21 protein-coding genes and 1 pseudogene are annotated in these 16650 nt (G+C 67.5%); 11 read left to right on the top strand and 11 right to left on the bottom strand.

Going from position 1 to position 16650, the window contains the following annotated elements:
- Positions 1-4: 4 nt before the first annotated feature.
- The 3 genes from OG485_RS35295 to OG485_RS35285 all read right to left on the bottom strand — a co-directional run bounded on the left by OG485_RS35295 (position 5) and on the right by OG485_RS35285 (position 2706).
- Complete coding sequence (locus OG485_RS35295) at positions 5-448, bottom strand: VOC family protein (RefSeq protein WP_328674777.1); 444 nt, start codon at positions 446-448, stop codon at positions 5-7.
- A 69-nt stretch (positions 449-517) separates the two neighbouring features.
- Entirely contained in the window at positions 518-913 is a 396-nt protein-coding gene (locus OG485_RS35290) for a helix-turn-helix transcriptional regulator (RefSeq protein ID WP_326790715.1), read from the bottom strand.
- Between the two features lie 1145 nt (positions 914-2058).
- Positions 2059-2706, bottom strand: coding sequence for a type III effector protein (locus OG485_RS35285; protein ID WP_326784469.1), 648 nt, complete (start codon positions 2704-2706; stop codon positions 2059-2061).
- Between the two features lie 144 nt (positions 2707-2850).
- On the opposite strand from OG485_RS35285, the gene OG485_RS35280 reads away from it, so the two are divergent.
- Both OG485_RS35280 and OG485_RS35275 read left to right on the top strand, forming a co-directional pair.
- Positions 2851-3282: an Hsp20/alpha crystallin family protein gene (locus tag OG485_RS35280; protein WP_328672609.1), complete on the top strand. Its 432-nt coding sequence runs from the start codon at positions 2851-2853 to the stop codon at positions 3280-3282.
- 179 nt (positions 3283-3461) lie between these two features.
- The gene (locus tag OG485_RS35275; RefSeq protein ID WP_328672608.1) at positions 3462-3902 is read left to right on the top strand and encodes a DUF2267 domain-containing protein; all 441 of its coding nucleotides are present in this window, start codon (positions 3462-3464) and stop codon (positions 3900-3902) included.
- 71 nt (positions 3903-3973) lie between these two features.
- Here OG485_RS35275 and OG485_RS35270 read toward each other — a convergent pair whose 3' ends face one another.
- Positions 3974-4150: a CsbD family protein gene (locus tag OG485_RS35270; protein WP_328672607.1), complete on the bottom strand. Its 177-nt coding sequence runs from the start codon at positions 4148-4150 to the stop codon at positions 3974-3976.
- Between the two features lie 182 nt (positions 4151-4332).
- Here OG485_RS35270 and OG485_RS35265 point away from each other — a divergent pair, with 182 nt between their 5' ends.
- Positions 4333-4503 (top strand): hydrophobic protein, encoded by a 171-nt coding sequence (locus OG485_RS35265; protein WP_067385923.1) that lies wholly within the window; start codon positions 4333-4335, stop codon positions 4501-4503.
- A 389-nt stretch (positions 4504-4892) separates the two neighbouring features.
- Positions 4893-5159, top strand: a pseudogene (locus tag OG485_RS35260) (PRC-barrel domain containing protein).
- Between the two features lie 63 nt (positions 5160-5222).
- Here the strand turns inward: OG485_RS35260 and OG485_RS35255 are convergent.
- On the bottom strand, positions 5223-5561 hold the full coding sequence (locus OG485_RS35255; protein ID WP_328672606.1) for a helix-turn-helix domain-containing protein: 339 nt from the start codon (positions 5559-5561) through the stop codon (positions 5223-5225).
- An 892-nt stretch (positions 5562-6453) separates the two neighbouring features.
- Between OG485_RS35255 and OG485_RS35250 the strand changes: the two genes are divergently transcribed.
- From OG485_RS35250 to OG485_RS35245, 3 genes are all read left to right on the top strand, one after another.
- The gene (locus OG485_RS35250) at positions 6454-6717 is read left to right on the top strand and encodes an ATP-binding protein (RefSeq protein ID WP_443048825.1); all 264 of its coding nucleotides are present in this window, start codon (positions 6454-6456) and stop codon (positions 6715-6717) included.
- Positions 6699-6827, top strand: coding sequence for a hypothetical protein (locus OG485_RS44095; RefSeq protein ID WP_443048824.1), 129 nt, complete (start codon positions 6699-6701; stop codon positions 6825-6827). Before OG485_RS35250 ends, OG485_RS44095 begins: the two co-directional genes overlap by 19 nt.
- A 325-nt stretch (positions 6828-7152) precedes the next feature.
- Complete coding sequence (locus tag OG485_RS35245) at positions 7153-7992, top strand: RNA polymerase sigma factor SigF (protein WP_328672605.1); 840 nt, start codon at positions 7153-7155, stop codon at positions 7990-7992.
- A 72-nt stretch (positions 7993-8064) separates the two neighbouring features.
- Here the strand turns inward: OG485_RS35245 and OG485_RS35240 are convergent, their stop codons facing one another.
- The 5 genes from OG485_RS35240 to OG485_RS35220 all read right to left on the bottom strand — a co-directional run bounded on the left by OG485_RS35240 (position 8065) and on the right by OG485_RS35220 (position 10557).
- Positions 8065-8295, bottom strand: a complete 231-nt coding sequence (locus tag OG485_RS35240; protein ID WP_328672604.1) for a LacI family DNA-binding transcriptional regulator — start codon at positions 8293-8295, stop codon at positions 8065-8067.
- A 101-nt stretch (positions 8296-8396) separates the two neighbouring features.
- Positions 8397-8699 carry a putative quinol monooxygenase gene (locus tag OG485_RS35235; protein ID WP_326784476.1) on the bottom strand — a complete coding sequence of 101 codons (303 nt, stop codon included), beginning with the start codon at positions 8697-8699 and terminating at the stop codon, positions 8397-8399.
- A gap of 96 nt (positions 8700-8795) precedes the next feature.
- Entirely contained in the window at positions 8796-9059 is a 264-nt protein-coding gene (locus tag OG485_RS35230; protein WP_328672603.1) for a GH32 C-terminal domain-containing protein, read from the bottom strand.
- 6 nt (positions 9060-9065) lie between these two features.
- The gene (locus OG485_RS35225) at positions 9066-9359 is read right to left on the bottom strand and encodes a hypothetical protein (RefSeq protein ID WP_328672602.1); all 294 of its coding nucleotides are present in this window, start codon (positions 9357-9359) and stop codon (positions 9066-9068) included.
- Between the two features lie 235 nt (positions 9360-9594).
- The gene (locus OG485_RS35220; RefSeq protein WP_328672601.1) at positions 9595-10557 is read right to left on the bottom strand and encodes a carbohydrate kinase family protein; all 963 of its coding nucleotides are present in this window, start codon (positions 10555-10557) and stop codon (positions 9595-9597) included.
- Between the two features lie 259 nt (positions 10558-10816).
- Here OG485_RS35220 and OG485_RS35215 point away from each other — a divergent pair, with 259 nt between their 5' ends.
- From OG485_RS35215 to OG485_RS35200, 4 genes are all read left to right on the top strand, one after another.
- Positions 10817-11827 (top strand): sugar ABC transporter substrate-binding protein, encoded by a 1011-nt coding sequence (locus tag OG485_RS35215; protein ID WP_328672600.1) that lies wholly within the window; start codon positions 10817-10819, stop codon positions 11825-11827.
- 211 nt (positions 11828-12038) lie between these two features.
- A complete protein-coding gene (locus OG485_RS35210) occupies positions 12039-13034 on the top strand; it encodes an ABC transporter permease (protein ID WP_328672599.1) in 996 nt (331 codons plus the stop codon).
- Positions 13031-13867 carry an ATP-binding cassette domain-containing protein gene (locus OG485_RS35205; protein ID WP_328446096.1) on the top strand — a complete coding sequence of 279 codons (837 nt, stop codon included), beginning with the start codon at positions 13031-13033 and terminating at the stop codon, positions 13865-13867. The genes OG485_RS35210 and OG485_RS35205 overlap by 4 nt, the downstream gene beginning before the upstream one ends.
- Positions 13868-13943: 76 nt before the next feature.
- Positions 13944-14975: a LacI family DNA-binding transcriptional regulator gene (locus tag OG485_RS35200; protein WP_326784480.1), complete on the top strand. Its 1032-nt coding sequence runs from the start codon at positions 13944-13946 to the stop codon at positions 14973-14975.
- Positions 14976-16163: 1188 nt separating this feature from the next.
- Here the strand turns inward: OG485_RS35200 and OG485_RS35195 are convergent.
- A complete protein-coding gene (locus OG485_RS35195) occupies positions 16164-16634 on the bottom strand; it encodes a transposase (RefSeq protein WP_443048966.1) in 471 nt (156 codons plus the stop codon).
- Positions 16635-16650: the final 16 nt, after the last annotated feature.

Here is a 16650-nt window from a genome sequence, read left to right as displayed (position 1 = left end):
GCTATCAGCAGCTCCAGTCCTTGTCGAGATCGAGCTGCTCACGACGCTGGGTGAAGGAGAACCAGTTGCCGGAATCATCGTGGAAGATGGCCTCAGTCCCGTACGGCCGCTCCTGCGGTGCCTGCAGAAACTCCACACCGCGCGCCTTCATCGCCTGGTAATCGGCATGGATGTCGTCGGTGGCGAATACACCCGCCCCCAGCACACCCTTGGCGATCAGCTTCTTCAACTCTTCGGCGGACTCTGGATCGAGCGCAGGTGGCCCTGGGACCATCAGTGTGATCTCAAGATCCGGCTGGTCCTTGGCGCCGACGGTGAGCCAGCGCATCCCCGCCTCGCCCATCGTCATGTCGGTACGAATCTCGAGCCCCAGTTGCTCGGTGTAGAACGCCTTGGCCCGCTCGTGGTCGAGGACCCAGACGTTGGCGATGGACAATCCCTTGATCACGGCTGACTCCCTGTGCTCGACGGGGCGCTGCTCGCCCATGCCCTGCAGCCCACCGTAGTTACCGCTGCCTCACCCGGCTTCTCCAGAATTGCGCTCTTCGGCGCTGCGCTTCAGCAGTCCCTTGAAACTCCCGTGCCAGAGCAGCGCATAGCACCCGGGGATCAGCGCCGACCCCTGCCCGACGTGCCGGGCACGGTACTCACTCGGCGTGAGGCCGGTGTGCTTCTTGAAGCTGGAGGAGAAAGTTCCCAGGCTGGTGAAGCCGACCAGCGTGCAGATCTCGGTGACCGACAGGTCGGCAGTGCGCAGCAGCTCCTCCGCGCGCTCGATGCGGCGGTGGCTCAGATACTGCCCGGGTGTCTGCCCGTACGCGGCCCGGAAGACGCGGACGAAGTGGTAGCGCGAGTACCCAGCGTGCGCGGCGACCATGTCCAGGTCTATGGGCTCGGCCCAATCACGGTCCATGGCGTCCTTGGCGAGACGTAGCCGCCGCAACTGCGAGAGCTGGGCATCGTGCGTCAAGGCCGGAGTGGTGCTCACGTCTCGATGGTGACACACAGACCGCCTCGAACGGGTCGATCCCTCGCGCCGGCCACCGGCACCACGTCTGACGACTGTTCACGGCGTTCGCCGTCCGCCCCGTGGACAATCTGGCCCGCCGACTCGGCTGGTCCAACTGGCAACGTCGCCATCAGGATCGTCCCCGGGTCAACCCTTACCGCTGAACAGCTCTGAAGCAGAAATCAAGATCACGATCTACAGCTGGAGCATTTGGCGTGTGCGGCTGTCCACAGGATCGCATTGAACAGCGGCCAAGAGCAGCCACCAACATGGGCGGACCTGCGCTGATCGCCGCGTCCGGAGCAGTGGTCGAGCGTTCGATCCGGTGAGGGGACGCCACCGTGGATCGTGTCGGGCAAACTGCGCCCTCCGGAAGTGCCGTGCGCTCAAAGCTCGGCTTCACCCGGACATGGCAGCTGACAGCGGGCTGAAACTTTGGTGTTCGTTCGCCGTCTGCCTGACGGGCGCCAGTCGGCCGGCGGCCGTGTGCCTCGCGTGACGTGGCCCCCGTACCGTCCGCATCGAGCACTCCCCCGCAGGCAGGACCCGGAAGCATGAAACCCGGGTATCGAAGCTGCCCGCCAGGGACGCACCGGGCCTGTCGGCCTCTACGGGAGTCGAGGCGGGCCCGGCGCTCATGGAACGCCGCAGGCTCGCTCTGCTGCGGGAAGCAGCCTCAACCACCACACCCGAACGGTGCAGGCGCGTCCCCGTGGCCGCACCCGCGGCACGAGGGGTGCAGTGATTGAGGGCGGACGAGGAAGGCATGGCCGGCCGTGGCTGGCACCCGAGGCAGCTCCTCGAGAGGCCTCAACTCAGCTGGCGGGCGCACAGATGGGCTCAGGAGCGATGGGCGGACATCAGCACCGGCACGCGGCGAGGGCAGGGCTGCCACCGGGACGCGCGGCACCTCTCCCCCCGCTGCCCTCCCGATGAGGCCTCCTGCTTGCGGCACCGGCGATGGCCGAAGATCTTGTCGCAGGGGTCGAGTCAGGTGGATCGTCAACCGGGACGGATTCTTTCGCGACGTCCATTTCACCCGACGGCTGTTACTGCCCGCTCGAAGAGCGCTGACGCTGCTCGCTCTCGCGTCTCTCGTGGGCGTGGCGGTCGATGTCGGTGACGCGGTCCGCGAGGTCGGGATGAGCAGGCCGCAGGTGGGGGCCTGTATCGGAGAGAGGGCCGAGGAGTTGGGAGGGGTCACTGTCACCAAGTGCGGTGTGGAGGGACCTGATCGCGTCCGTTGCGGTGGCGGGAAGGTCCGGCAAGGCAGTAATGGTCCCGGCGAGCTGACGCAGCGCGGCGGCGTGGTCGTGAGCCCAAGCAGCTACGGAGCGGTTCGCGGCGCGCCGGCCGCGGGTGGCCTGCACACGCTGTTCCTTGGTGGCACCCGCTTCACCGGGACGCACACGCAGGTAGCGCCGCTCGGCGGCCTGGCGGCTGGAGACGCCGAGGGGGTGGGCCAGGTCGGCCCAACTGGCACCGGCTTCCCGGGCCGTCTCGATCAGCCCGGGCTCCCAGCCGGCCAGTTGTTCACGTACCTCGCGCAGGAGCAGCAGGGCCGCTATGGCCTGCTCAGGATCGTCGGTGGAGGCGTTCTCCTCGGTTCGCGCAGTCCGCATGGCCTGGGCGATGGCCTGCAGCGCGGTGGCCGTTGCCGCGAAGGAAGCCGGTGCCGGGATGGGGTCATCACTCATCGTCTTCTCCTTCGCAGGTTGTGGCCCACCACTCGATGCGTCGTCGTTCGGATGACCCATGAGTTGTCGTCGTTCAGATGACATGCTACAACGGTGTCAGGTGAAGCGCACAGCAACTGCTGAACTCATCTGGAGGTGTATCCCGTGTTGATGCGCACCGACCCGTTCCGTGAACTCGACCGGCTGGCCCAGCACCTGATGGGTCCGGGAACATGGTCCCGCCCTTCCGCGATGCCGATGGACGCCTACCGAGACGGCGACCAGTACGTCATCGCCTTCGACCTGCCGGGCATCGACCCCGACGCCCTCGACATCGACGTCGAGCGGAACATGCTCACCGTGAAGGCGGAACGCCGGCCCCTGCCGCGGTCCGAGAGCGCCCAGACGGAACTCTCCGAACGGCCTCTTGGTGCCTTCTCCCGCCAGCTCGTCCTGGCCGACACCCTCGACACCGAACGCATCTCCGCCGACTACGAGGCCGGCGTCCTGACGCTCCACATCCCGATCGCGGAGCGGGCCAAGCCCCGCAAGATCAGCGTCAACAGCACCGGCGACCGCAAGGAACTCGACAGCTGATCCGGTGAACGTGCCCCATCCACCGGGGCCCGGGCGGTCTGCCTGCAATCCCGCCTGGGCCCCGGCGGCACTGACTCTCCACTCCACGCCGGACAACCGGCCCCGCGAAGAACACGGTTCACGCGGAACAGCCGGTCCACCGCAGGAAGACGGTCACGCAAGGAAAGTCGACACGCCTCATGACTCTTCTCTCTCCCCCCGCGCCCCCTGCCCCGACGGCAACCGTCACCTTCGAGCACATGCTGGAGGAGGTGCGCTACGAAGGCGCCTACCCCACCCGCGCCCAGACAGAATGCGTCGTACGCCGCGTCCTCGAAGGCCTCGGCCGCCAGCTGACAGACATCGAGCGGACGGAACTCGCCGCTCGTCTCCCCCAGGAAGCCGCCCACGCCTTCGCTTCGCAGATCCCTGCGGGTGAGGCCCTGACGGGCTGGGGCTTCGTGAAGGACCTCGCTGAGCGAACCGGGGGTACGCCGGCGACGACCCGCTGGGACGTCGGATCAGTCCTGGGCGTCGTCGCCCGCCTCGCTGGAGACGACCTGACCGCCCGGATCATCGGACAGCTCCCCGACGGCTACGCCCTGCTGTTCGGACGCGCCCAGCTCGTCCGGGCCGCCTGACTCCCCAGCCCGGGACCGGCGGCAAAGATCCCGGCAGCCAACGGGCTGCCGGGATCAGGGGTGCTGAGCGCCTACTTGGGCCGGACGGCGTCCTTGGCCTTCTCCTTGGCCGCACGCAGGTCGCCCTTGGACTCCTCGACGCGCCCCTCGGTCTTCAGCGACTCGTTACCCACCGCACCGCCGACGGCCTTCTTGACCTTGCCCTCGACCTGCTCGCCCTTGGCCTGAGCCTTCTCGTCCGCAGCCACAACCACTCACCCCTGCCTCAATCGGAACTCACGTATGCCCTCCGTGTCACCCCGGATCGCATCCTCAAACCAGCTCGATGACCGCCACGCTTTCGCAGCCGTGGACCGTCTAAGGAATACATAAGATCCACAGGAATGGAGATCGATCCGCAGGGCACACGAGGGTCCGGAGGTTGATAACTATGGTTCCTATTCTTCTTGTTCTACTGCTCGCCCTGATCCTCTTCGGTGCCGGTTTCGCACTGAAGGCGCTCTGGTGGATCGCCGTGATCGTGCTGATCGTGTGGGTCCTCGGCTTCGTGATCCGCCCGACAGCAAGCGGCGGCAAGCGCGGCCGCTGGTACCGCTGGTAGACGGCCTGATCAGCACATCATCATGGGTGGGGCCCGACGCTTCGGCGTCGGGCCCCACCCATGTCCTGTCCCAGTGACCGAAGGATGAAAAGGCTAGTTCTTCCGGTTCGGGGTAGCTGGAGGCCATGGCCGGAGGCGGCCGTGACGTCAGGAACCATGGCCCTCCAGCACGACGCCTCCGGCTGTCCGCTCTTTCCGCAGGGCGTATGAATAGGCGCAAGAAGCCGGGAACCCGAATCTCTGAGGGAACGTCACCAATGACGCTCAATCTCGGCAAGTCTGCAGTTCAACTGCGGGTGGCAAAGCATTCTTTGATGAGGCAGCCGTACTTTATGAGTGACAACATCTGGGGCTGCCAGCTGGCCACCGGCTAGACCGCGGGCACCGACCTGATCGGATACAAGGTCGAGGCCGCCGACGGTGACGTCGGCAAGGTCGACAAGCACTCGGACGACATCGACTCCTCCCACCTCGTCACCGGCGTGTGGATCTTCGGCAAGCACGTTCTGCTGCCGGCCGGAACCTTCAGCAAGTCGACCAACAAGCGGAGGTCTACGTCGCGCTCACCCAAAACGAGATCAAGGACTCCCCAGTTCGACAACGTCGGCTACCACGAGCAAGTCGGCAGCTACTACCAGAACCAGCTCAGCATCTGACGTCAGCACCCGTGCGCATGCGAAGGGGGCGGCAGGCGCGGGAAGTCCAGGGGTCCAGGCTCCTCAGGCTGCGGCCGTTGGATCCGCAGGCGGGGAGGCGCGGCGGTGTTCGGCGTTGATGCGCTGGGCTTCTTCGAGTTGGTCTTCGAGGATGATGATGCGGCAGGCGGCGTCGATGGGGGTGCCGTTGTCGACGAGTTCGCGGGCGCGGGCGGCGATACGCAGTTGGTAGCGGGAGTAGCGTCGATGGCCGCCCGCTGAGCGCAGCGGGGTGATGAGGCGGGCTTCGCCGAGGGCGCGCAGGAAGCCCTGGGTGGTGCCGAGCAACGCTGCGGCCCGGCCCATGGTGTAGGCGGGGTAGTCGTCGTCATCGAGCCGGCCGAACGAGTCGTCTGCTGTCATTGCACCTCTCTCGTGGAACGCGTGGAGGGGCCCTGGCACCATGTGTGCCAGGGCCCCGAAGGAACTGCTACACCATCTGCCGGCCCTGATACTGCGCCGGCCTTCTGTTTCCGCACGCCCACCCGGGAGAGGGCGGGGAATGCGGGGATCGCGGTTGCTCGACCGGAGACCACCTCACTATCGATGTCCTGCGGTACCCGGGCTCAGCCATTCCGCCCGGGCGATCCTGATGGCGCTCGGCCCCTCCGTTCTTTCCCTCTGGGATCAACTCACTGCTGGTACTGCTCTACCGCGTACTGCTGGTGATGCGACCTGCTCGGTGACCTGTGACAGCGCCACTCTCCGGCAGCCAGCCCCGTCGCCCGTCCTGCGTCTGCTCTGGCTTAGAACCCCACTGCCGAACCTCCCGGCGCGCGCGCCCGCAGCCGACGCCTTCACCGAGGAACCACTTACTGACTTCACTGCTGAGTCTTGCGAACTGCACCTAAAGGTACTGCCAACTGCATCAACTGCGGTCCTGCTCACGGCGGCCCCTGATCACTGCAGGCCGCCCGGTCCGGTCGTCAGCCCCGTCGCCGTCCTGCAACAACCCTGGCTCCGAAACTCCACCACCGCACCGTCCTGCACATTCCAACTACATGTACTGCTACCTGGCAGTTCGTGTCTGCCAGGCCCTGCTGATCTCGGCTACGAGAGAAACCATAGCCAGACGATCTCCCAATGTCTACTCCAGCCAGCATAGATTTTTGCGTGTCCGGCGGAGAGCTAGTCGGACTCGAACAACGACGATGGAAGGCCCCGGCCGGGTTGGCCGGCTGCGCGCCAGGGCACAAGCGCAGCGCACACACCGGACATTGGACTCCACAGGGGCTTGGGGGAACTGATGGTCACGATGAGCGCAGGACGTCGCACCGACCGTTCTGTGGCATCCATCGCCGGCGTACGCGAGAGCGCCCGGGCCTTTCTTAAGGGTCTCGGTCCGATCGCGCAGGACGCCGCCGACACCGTGGTCCTGGTCGCCTCCGAACTCGTCACCAACGCCCTGCGCCACGGCGGCGGCGCCTACACCCTGGACCTGGTCGCACCCCGGACAGCATCGAGGCGGCCGTGCACGACCACTGCTCCCAGGCGCCCCCCATGCGCATCCCCGCTCTGAACAGCACCGGAGGCTTCTGCCGGCCCATCGTCAACCACCTCGCCCACGCCACCGCGGTCACCCGCCACCCGTTGGGGAGCAAGACCGTGAGCGCCCTCCTGCCGCGGTAGCGACCCGGCGTAAGCGTCGGGCGGCGCTCCTGGCCGTTGCTGGGGAAGGCGACCGCAGTGGCAAAGTCCTGACGTCGCGTTGCCCGTCGTGCCGGCACCAGGGGCTCGCCGGGACGGCATCTCGGCGAGGGCGGCCGGCCCTACGTCGAAACCCCGCATGCCGAATGGGTTAACCTCGCTTCCGCTTTGACTCCTGAGGCCGGATGGCCGAGCAGCAGATCCACTGGGAATTGCCTGGCATGCATGCCTCAACCCCGGGTACGCCGTCTCTGGCCGCTCAGGAGCAGGCGGCGTATGAGGATGGATCACGCAGGAGGGGACGAGCATGACAGTGACCGAGACGGCAGGGGCGCGGACCGTTGTGCTGCCGGAGATCAGTGACCCGTCGCAGGTCGCTCCGAAGGACGCCCGCGAGCTGTCGAGGCTGTTCTTCGACCAGCTCGCCGTTCTGGAAGAGGGCACGCCCGAGTACCAGTACGCGCGCAACACCCTCATCGAAATGAACATCACCCTCGTCCAGTTCGCGGCCGCGCGTTTCCGCAGCCGCGGACAGGACGAGATGGAGGACATCGTCCAGGTCGGCACGATCGGACTGATCAAGGCCATCGACCGTTTCGAACTGTCCCGCGAGGTCGAGTTCACCTCCTTCGCCGTCCCCTACATCGTCGGCGAGATCAAGCGCTTCTTCCGTGACACCACGTGGGCCGTCCACGTCCCGCGCCGGCTGCAGGAAGCACGCGTGGCGCTCGCCAAGGCCACCGAGGAGCTCCGCAGCCGGCTCGGCCGCATGCCCACCACACGGGAACTGTCCGAACTGATGTCCCTGTCCGAGGAAGAGGTCATCGAGGCCCGCAAGGCCGCCAACGGCTACACCTCGGCCTCCCTCGACGCCGCCATCACCTCCAGCGAAGACGGCGAAGCCGCCCTCGCCGACTTCATCGGCATCGACGACAACGCCCTCGAACTCGTCGAGGACTTCAACGCCCTCGCCCCTCTGATCTCCCAGCTCGACGACCGTGAACGCCGCATCATCCACATGCGGTTCGTCGACGAACTCACCCAGGCCCAGATCGGCGAACACCTCGGCGTCTCCCAGATGCACGTCTCCCGCCTCCTCAACCGCACCCTCGCCAAGCTCCGCGAAGGCATGCTCACCACCAACTGACCATCCCAGAGTCTCCGCCGGTGTTCAGCATGAGCAGCAGCGGGTCGTGCTTGGCGGCTGCCTCCTGCGCTCCTAGGATGATCCGGCCCGCGTGGGGGGGGTGGTGGCGATCTGGTCACTGACGAAGCCGATGGTGCTCGACCGCTTCAGCCGCCGGCCACGGGCCAGTCCGTTGGGCGCGTACCCCAGTTGCCGGGCCGTCTCCAGAACGCGCTGCCGGGTCTCGGTGTTGACGCGCTTGCCCTCGACCTCGTTGAGGATGTGGGAGACGGTCGTGACCGAGACTCCGGCGGCTGCCGCCACGTCCTTTATCCCGATCCGCCTGCCCAAGTGGTGCCCAATCGTTTCGGCAAGTGAGTACGGGATGAGACCACGCCCCGGTGGAGGCCTTTGTCGACGGTTCGTTACGGATTCGTGGCCAGCGGGTTCAGGAACGTCAGCGCGGAGGCGTCCTCTTCGATCAGCCGAACGAGGGCGGCGTTGAAAGGGCCGCCGTACGGGGCGTTCAGGTGCGCCTGGAAGGCGTCCTCGTCCCGGTACACCTCGAAGATCCAGAAGGCGCGCGGGGCGGCTGCCTTGGTGTAGACGTCGAAGGCGAGGTTGCCTTCTTCCTCGCGCACCTTCAGGGTGTAGTCGCCGATCAGACGGGCGACCTCGTCCTGTGCTCCCTCGCGGGCGGTGAACTCGGCGAGCAGGGTTTTCTTCACGGTCTCGTGTCCTTGTCAGTCGTGGGCGTCACTTGTGTGCGGAGTCGAGGTGCCAGACGACGGCCTTGTCCAGCTTCACCGAGCCGTTCTCGGCCTTCAGCGCGGTCCGGACACCGGGGAAGGTGCTGCTGAAGTCCACGGCGCCGGAGTGGGTGCGGTCGACGTACACAGCTCCTGAGTCGTGATGTCGTAGCCGATGACGGTCTCCTCGCCATTCGCGCCGGTGCGCACCTTCAGGCCGAAGCGTTCGGCGTCCTTGAGGGAGAGGGTCGCCTCGATGTCGAGAGCCTTGCCCTGCGCCGCGGGGCCGATCAGGGTCTTGGAGGCACTCTTGACAGTGACGCCGGACGCGGTCACCACGTGCGGCTAGTCCTTGCCGTAGTCGGCCCAGTCGGCGCGCTGCACGACGGACTTCGCGGCCGTGTCGGTGGCGGTGAACCGGTCGGCGAGGAGGTGGCCCCAGCCGGCGGTGTTCATGTCGACGATCTGGATCTGCGCCTCCTTGCCGGCATAGGAGCGCATGTCGAAGGAGGCCCGGTCCAGGTCTCGCCTGTTGGAGCTGGTGGCGCTGCGGACGACCTTGCCGTCGACGATCAAGTTGACGGACGTCTCCTGGGAGACGAGCTGGGCCTTGGTGCCCGAGAGCGTGCCGGGATACACGTCCAGAGCTCATGGTGTCTCCTGTGCTGTGGCCGTCCACTGGGCGGAGCCTGCGGCTCGTGCGTGGACCGACCGAAACGTGACGCCCTGGTCGGCGTCGTCGTCCACGCGGCCGAACCAGGGGTGTCATCGTTGACTTGTGTCATCGTTGACATCAAGTGGCCCGATGATGTGCGGAATCCGGCAGACGCGTCAAGGGCTGGGGCGGAACTGCCCGGCGCGGCCCGCTCGCCCGTCAGGCGCCGCCGGCGGCCGCAAGCTGCGCCAACTGGTTCCGCCACGGCGGATTGGGACCGGCGACCGAGCAGGTCAGGGCCGCGACCCGGGTGCCGAACCGGCAGGCTTCCGCGACCTCGTCGAGACCGAGATCGGCCAGCCGGCCACCGAGGAGTCCGCGGGCGCCGAGGTGGTGCAGCAGGCCGGCGGTGAAGGAGTCCCCCGCGCCGACCGTGTCGACGACCCGCGTGGCCACCGCGGGCACCCGCAGCCGTTCGCCGTCGAGCGAGGCCAGGGCGCCGTCGGCGCCGAGCGTGATCACGACGAGCCGTACCCCCGCCGCATGCCAGATGTCGCACGCCTGCTCGGGCGGAGTGCCCGGCAGGAGGAGTTCCAGGTCGTCCTCGCTCAGCCGCAGGATGTCGGCGAGAGCGCACCAGTGCGCCAGCCGGGCGCGGTAGACCTCGGGGCGCACCAGCAGCGGCCGGACGTTGGGATCGATGCTGATGGTGGCCCGCGGAGCAGCAGCCGCCAGGAACTCCTCCACCGCCGCTCCGCCGGGCTCACGGACCAGCGCCAGCGACCCGGTGTGCACACAGGCCGTTTCGGACAGATCCACCCTTGCCAGTTCCCCTGGAGTCCACTGCCAGTCGGCCGTGTTCTGCGCGTGGAACGAGAACGCGGCCTGCCCGGTGGCGTCCAGCTCCGCCACGGCCAGCGTGCTGGGCTCGGCGGCGGCGACGGCGTACGACAGGTCGACGCCGGACGCCTCCAGGTGGGCGCGGAACAGGCGGCCGAACACATCGCCGGACAGGCGTGCGAGGAAGCGGGCCGGCGTGTCCAGCCGGGCCAGGGCCACCGCCGTATTCGCAGGTCCGCCGCCGGGCAGCACCCGCAGGGCGAGCTCGTTCGAGGCGCTTGCCGGTTCGGCGAAGGCGTCCGCGACGCACTCTCCCAGAACGGTGATCTGACGCGGGCTCATGGGCTGCTCTCTCTCGGAAAGGCTCGGGAAGACCGGGCAAAGGGGCGGCGCGGCGACACAGCCACTGACCGGCCGCGCGGAGCCGACGACTGGGGACGTTGCCAATTTGTGACGAGTGGAAGGCATTGACGTTGCCGGGATCCGGAGTCCATCATCCTGGCCAGGCAGTGTCAACGATGACATAAGTCAACGATGACACCCCGAGCGACACGCTCTGATCCCAACCCCCGTGCCGCCCGCTATCCCACAGGAGTCGATCATGTCTCGCACCACTCGCCTGTCCTCGTCCCTCCTCCGAGCCGCCGCGGTCACGGGCGTCGCGGCACTCACCCTGACGGCCTGCGGGTCCGGCTCCGGTTCGGGCTCCACGAGCTCGGGCAAGGTGAAAGTCGGTCTGATCACCAAGACCGACACCAACCCGTTCTTCGTGAAGATGAAGGAGGGCGCGGAGAGGGCCGCCAAGGAGAACGGTGCCCAACTGTCCACCGCCGCAGGCAAGTTCGACGGGGACAACGCCGGTCAGGTCACCGCCATCGAGAACATGGTCGCCGCCGGGGTGAAGGGCATCCTGATCACCCCGAGCGACTCCAAGGCGATCGTGCCCGCGATCCAGAAGGCCCGTGCCAAGGGTGTTCTGGTCATCGCGCTGGACACGCCGACCGAGCCGGAGAGCGCGGTCGACGCTCTCTTCGCCACCGACAACCTCAAGGCCGGTCAGCTGATCGGCGAGTACGCCAAGGCCGCCATGAAGGGCAAGACGGCGAAGATAGCCGCCCTCGACCTGGCGCCGGGCGTCTCCGTCGGCGTCCAGCGACACAACGGTTTCCTGAAGGGCTTCGGCGCCACCGACAAGGACGTCGTGTGCGCCCAGGACACCGGTGGCGACCAGGCCAAGGGCCAGACCGCGATGGAGAACTGCCTGCAGAAGTCACCCGACATCAACGTCGTCTACACCATCAACGAACCGGCGGCCCTGGGCGCTTACACCGCGCTGAAGGCCAAGGGCCGGGAGAAGGACGTCCTGATCGTCTCTGTCGACGGCGGCTGCACCGGCACCCAGGCCGTCAAGGACGGCAAGATCGCCGCGACTTCGCAGCAGTACCCGCTGAAGATGGCCTCCGAGGGCGTCAAGGCAGTCGTGACGTACGCCAAGGACGGCAAGAAGGCATCCGGTTACACCGACACCGGCGTCACGCTGATCACCGACAAGGCGCAGGACGGGGTCACGTCGAAGGACACCGGCTACGGCCTGGAGAACTGCTGGGGCTAAACCCCCCAGGGACTGTCGCCACCTTCCCGTCGTCCGCCCGAGGCAGGCGGGAAGGTGACGACAGCCCCAGGACCGTACGACACCGCCACTTCCCTCAGCGGGGCGGTCGGCCCACCTCCCCGACCAGGGACGGCCGCCCCCCTTGTCCCGTCGGCGGGGCTTCTGCCCTCGTCCTCCGACAAGGACATCTGTCTTCCGACAAGGACTTCGCATGACAGCCACGACAACGCCCTACTCGGAGCTCAAAGCACCGACCACGGCCCGCAGACTGCTCACGGCGCCGACCACCGGACCCCTGGCCGCCCTCCTCCTGGCCTGCGCCTTCTTCTCCTTCTCGACCGACCAGTTCCTGACCGGCGGGAACTTCTCGCTGATCGTGCAGCAGGTCATGGTCGTGGGCACCCTCGCCATCGGGCAGACCCTGATCATCCTCACGGCGGGGATCGACCTGTCGTGCGGGGCGGTGATGGCGTTCGGCAGCATCGTGATCGCCAAGATGGCCGCCGAGGGCTCCCTGCCCCCGCTCCTCGCCATCGCCCTGGGCCTGGTGGTCTGCGGCGGGTTCGGTCTGCTCAACGGGTTGCTGGTGCAGAAGATCCCGCTGCCGCCGTTCATCGTCACCCTTGGCATGCTCAACGTGGCGTTCGCGCTGACCCACATCTACTCCGCGGAGCAGACGGTCACCAACCTGCCCGGCCCGCTGACGGCCCTCGGCGCGACCTTCCCGCTCGGCCACACCGACATCACCTACGGCTCCCTGGTCACCATCGCCCTGTTCCTGCTCCTCGCCTACGCGCTGAGCAGCACCGGCTGGGGGCGGCACGTCTACGCCCTGGGCAACAGCGCCGAGGCCGCCCGGCTCAACGGCATCCGCACCTCCCGCCTGACCATCGGCATCTACACCGTGGCCGGCCTGCTGTACGGCATCGCCGCCCTGCTGCTCATCTCCCGCACCGGAGTCGGCGACCCGCAGGCCGGGCAGACCGACAACCTCGACAGCATCACCGCCGTGGTCCTCGGTGGCACCAGCCTCTTCGGCGGCCGCGGCTCGGTCCTTGGCACCTTCATCGGCGTCCTCATCGTCGGCGTGTTCCGCAACGGCCTTCAGCTGATGGGCGTCGCCTCCATCTATCAGACCCTGATCACCGGAGTCCTGGTGATCCTCGCGGTGACCGTCGACCAGCTCTCCCGGAAGAAGGCCCGATGACCGTCACCTCCTCCCCCACGCCCGTGCTGCAGGCCCGCGGTCTGGTCAAGCGGTACGGCCAGGTCACCGCCATCGACGGCGCCGACTTCGACCTGCTCCCCGGTGAGGTCCTCGCCGTCATCGGCGACAACGGCGCCGGCAAGACCAGCCTGATCAAGGCCCTCACCGGCGCGGTGACCCCCGATGCGGGCGAGATACGACTCAACGGCGAGCCCATCGCCTTCTCCGGCCCGCAGAGCGCACGCGCCCACGGCATCGAGACGGTCTATCAGGACCTCGCCGTGGCCGCCTCCATGGACATCGCCTCGAACATGTTCCTCGGGCGCGAGCTGCGCCGCCCCGGCGTCCTCGGCAGTGTCTTCCGCATGCTGGACAAGAAGCGCATGCGCCAGGAGGCCGCCGAGCACATGGCCGACCTGAAGATCGGCCTGCGCTCGCTGACGCAGTCGGTGGAGACGCTCTCCGGCGGACAGCGGCAGGCCGTCGCGGTCGCCCGTTCCGTCGCCTGGGCCCGCTCCGTCGTCGTCATGGACGAACCCACCGCAGCCCTCGGCGTCAAGGAGTCCGGCCAGGTCCTCGACCTCATCCGCCGGGTCCGCGACAAGGGCATGCCGGTCGTCCTGATCAGTCACAACATGCCCCACGTCTTCGAGATCGCCGACCGGATCCACGTCCACCGCCTCGGCCGGCGCGCTGCCGTGATCAAGCCCTCCGACTACTCCATGGCCGAGGTCGTCGCCATCATGACCGGCGCCCTCACCGTCGACGAAACCGGAGATACTGTCGTAGCGGATTCGGAGGCCGCGAAGGCCGCCGGAGTCCGGGCCACCTGACAGCACTACCCAGCTCTCTCATCTTCCGGCCGAGGCCGCGGCCGGAAGCGAGAGCCCTCAGGAGACGGTTTCCTCCATGGCAGCGAACCGCCGCCCCACCCTGGCCGACGTCGCCCGAGAAGTCGGCGTCAGCGCCAAGACGGTCTCCCGAGTCCTCAACGAGGACGGACCCGCCTCCGCGCAGACCAGGGAACAGGTACTCGCCGCAGTGGCCAAGCTCGGCTTCCAGCCGAACCTCATGGCCCGCAACATCCGCATCGGCGGCCCGGACACCACCATCGGCCTGGTCATTCCCGACCTCGCCAACCCCTTCTTCGGAGCCGTGGCCCGCGCCATCGAGGACACCGTCCGCGAACGCGGACTGACCCTCCTCATGGGCTCCTCCGCGGACGACCCCGAGCGCGAACGCGCCCTGACGGACAAGTTCCTCGCCCGCCGCGTCAGCATCCTGATCGTCGTACCGTCCGTCGGCGCCGACCACTCCCACCTCAAGTCCCACCGTACGGCGGGACTCCCCGTGATCTTCCTGGACCGACCCGGAGTCGGCCTCGCCACCGACAGCATCGTCAGCTCCAACCGGGCCGGCGCCCACGACGGCGTCGCCCACCTCATCGCCCACGGACACCGGCGCATCGGCTTCGTCGCCGACCTGCCCGTGAAGCTGTACACCCGCCGTGAACGTCTGGCCGGCTACCGCTCGGCACTCCAGGAAGCCGACATCCCCGACGACCGCTCGCTCCTCGCCAACGCCCACAACCAGCAAGGAGCCGAGGCCGCGACCGCCCAACTCCTCGGCCTGGCCGATCCCCCCACAGCGCTGTTCGCCGGCAACAACATCATGGCGCTGGGCATCGTCGCCGAACTGGCCCGCAGCAAGCGCAAGGACGTCGCCGTCGTCGCCTTCGACGACGTCTCGCTCGCCGAGGCACTCGAGCCGGCCCTGACCGTCGTCGCCCAGGACGCGGAAGAACTCGGCAGGGCGGCCGCGACCACCGCGCTGACCCGACTCGACGGCGACCGCACCCGCGCCCGCACCATCACCGTCCCCACCCACCTGGTCGTCCGAGGCTCGGGCGAACTCCCTGTCGCTGCGTTGCAGGAACCGTGACCTGGAGTTGGCGCCGAACTGCACGGCCAGGCAGGCTGTCGAGATCGGCCGGCCGGCATTGCCGCTCTTCGGTATGGCGGTGAACCCGCAGGTGGCACTCCCCTGACCGCGTCGGGAGAGCACCGCCACGCCACAGGCCGCGGCACGGCCGTCCTCGGTGCTCTCCACGCGAGCGGAGGTGATCTCCCTTCGCTGTTCCTGTCCGCGGGCCAGGCACGTTCTCTCCGCGCAAGCAGAACGGTGGCAGCACGATGATCTCGTTGCCATACACCTCTACCAACGGTGGGAGCCTCAACCGACCTGCCCGGCCTCCACTCCCTGTGCCCCTCGTAGATGGCATACCTCCATCGGAACAGACGCCGACGTGAGAAGGTTCCTGGGCCGTTTTCAGTACGGGCCGTTTCTCCCGCACCGCAGTCTGGTGGCAGCCCAGTGATCCAAGTGTCACGCAGCACCCTGATCGCCTGCTGTCGCTCCGCCGCCCACCCCAGCAGCGTCGGGCAGGATGGCGCCGCGGCAGCCCCTTCCGATTCCCTGCGTCCTGCCAACGTCCCGAATTCGGCGCCCAGCCACTCACAGAGGCCACATGCGGCGGCTTCCCCCGCTATGAGCCAAGACATCCGTGCAGGTCAGAACAGTTCGAACTACCATTGGCGACAACGCTGTTGAGCTCACGCGCAGCGGATTCACGCCGTTGGCCCAAAGCCCTAAATCCGAACGCCCGATGAGGCGTTTCCGCAGGTCAGGACACGGCTAAGGTGGGTCGGGTGGGACTCGAACCCACGGCCGACGGATTATGAGTCCTTTGAGGATCTTGGCGGCCTTTGCTTTTCTGAGTTGATCCGTGGGCTTTCTGCAGGTCAGATGGGGTGACCTGTGTCGACACTCCCCTGCCCTTGTCAGTCTGTTCCTATCCTTGCGTCCCCAATGCGTCCCCAACGCCGTCGCCCAGCAGAAATGGCACGGGGCTGCCATTCGGTCGCGCCCAGCTCTGAGGGGGCCTCGCACCTGCCCACAGCGGATTCCCCTTCCAACGCGTAGAGGCCCTGCCCACGGGATTGGGCCAGAGCCTCTATGGCCGCAATCACCGGCCAGATCTAAACAGCGAGCGTATCCGGAAATCATGGCGGGTGGCTCAGTTGCTCGCGCCCGGTGGGTCTGACACGAAAATGACTCGTGGTTGAGCCGTCAGGCTGGGATGGGGTCGAAGCGGATGGTCAGGCCGAGGCTGTTGGCTTCCTTGAGCATGCGGCGCATGGCGCGTTCGGGGTCGCGGCGGGTGAAGTGGTCAGCTCCGAGGTCTCGGTAGGGCTCGTGGTCGTGCAGGACGTGCCAGACGGCGATCACGAGTTTGCGCATCACGGCGACGAGTGCGCGTTTGCCGCCGCGTCTGGCTGTGAGACGGCGGAAGAAGACTCCGAGGTAGGAGCCCTTGTTCCTAATCGCGACCATGGCGGCGACACCGAGCAGGCGCTTGAGGTTGGCGTTGCCGGGTCGGGTGCGTCCCGACTTGCTGACTCCGGCGGACTCGTTCTGGCCGGGGCAGACCCCGATCCAGGAGGCCAGGTGGTGGGCGGAAGCGAGCTGGGCCACGTCGCCTCCGGTCTCGGCGATGATGATCTCTGAGCCGAGTCGGCCGATCCCCGGGATGGTCTGCAGGACTTCCGAGCACAGC

Origin of the sequence: Streptomyces sp. NBC_00328 (assembly GCF_036139655.1) — a bacterium.
GTDB lineage: Bacteria > Actinomycetota > Actinomycetes > Streptomycetales > Streptomycetaceae > Streptomyces.
The sequence above is the reverse complement of the archived record's forward strand: the minus strand, read 5'-3'. Positions and strand labels throughout refer to the sequence as shown.

Coding starts and splice junctions, on each gene's coding strand:
- OG485_RS35290 (WP_326790715.1), bottom strand. CDS start 913: ATGGACCGTGATTGGGCCGAGCCCATAGACCTGGACATGGTCGCCGCG.
- OG485_RS35285 (WP_326784469.1), bottom strand. CDS start 2,706: ATGAGTGATGACCCCATCCCGGCACCGGCTTCCTTCGCGGCAACGGCC.
- OG485_RS35255 (WP_328672606.1), bottom strand. CDS start 5,561: ATGACAGCAGACGACTCGTTCGGCCGGCTCGATGACGACGACTACCCC.
- OG485_RS35250 (WP_443048825.1), top strand. CDS start 6,454: ATGAGCGCAGGACGTCGCACCGACCGTTCTGTGGCATCCATCGCCGGC.
- OG485_RS35200 (WP_326784480.1), top strand. CDS start 13,944: ATGGCAGCGAACCGCCGCCCCACCCTGGCCGACGTCGCCCGAGAAGTC.
- OG485_RS35220 (WP_328672601.1), bottom strand. CDS start 10,557: ATGAGCCCGCGTCAGATCACCGTTCTGGGAGAGTGCGTCGCGGACGCC.
- OG485_RS35210 (WP_328672599.1), top strand. CDS start 12,039: ATGACAGCCACGACAACGCCCTACTCGGAGCTCAAAGCACCGACCACG.
- OG485_RS44095 (WP_443048824.1), top strand. CDS start 6,699: ATGCGCATCCCCGCTCTGAACAGCACCGGAGGCTTCTGCCGGCCCATC.
- OG485_RS35215 (WP_328672600.1), top strand. CDS start 10,817: ATGTCTCGCACCACTCGCCTGTCCTCGTCCCTCCTCCGAGCCGCCGCG.
- OG485_RS35205 (WP_328446096.1), top strand. CDS start 13,031: ATGACCGTCACCTCCTCCCCCACGCCCGTGCTGCAGGCCCGCGGTCTG.
- OG485_RS35265 (WP_067385923.1), top strand. CDS start 4,333: ATGGTTCCTATTCTTCTTGTTCTACTGCTCGCCCTGATCCTCTTCGGT.
- OG485_RS35275 (WP_328672608.1), top strand. CDS start 3,462: ATGACTCTTCTCTCTCCCCCCGCGCCCCCTGCCCCGACGGCAACCGTC.
- OG485_RS35245 (WP_328672605.1), top strand. CDS start 7,153: ATGACAGTGACCGAGACGGCAGGGGCGCGGACCGTTGTGCTGCCGGAG.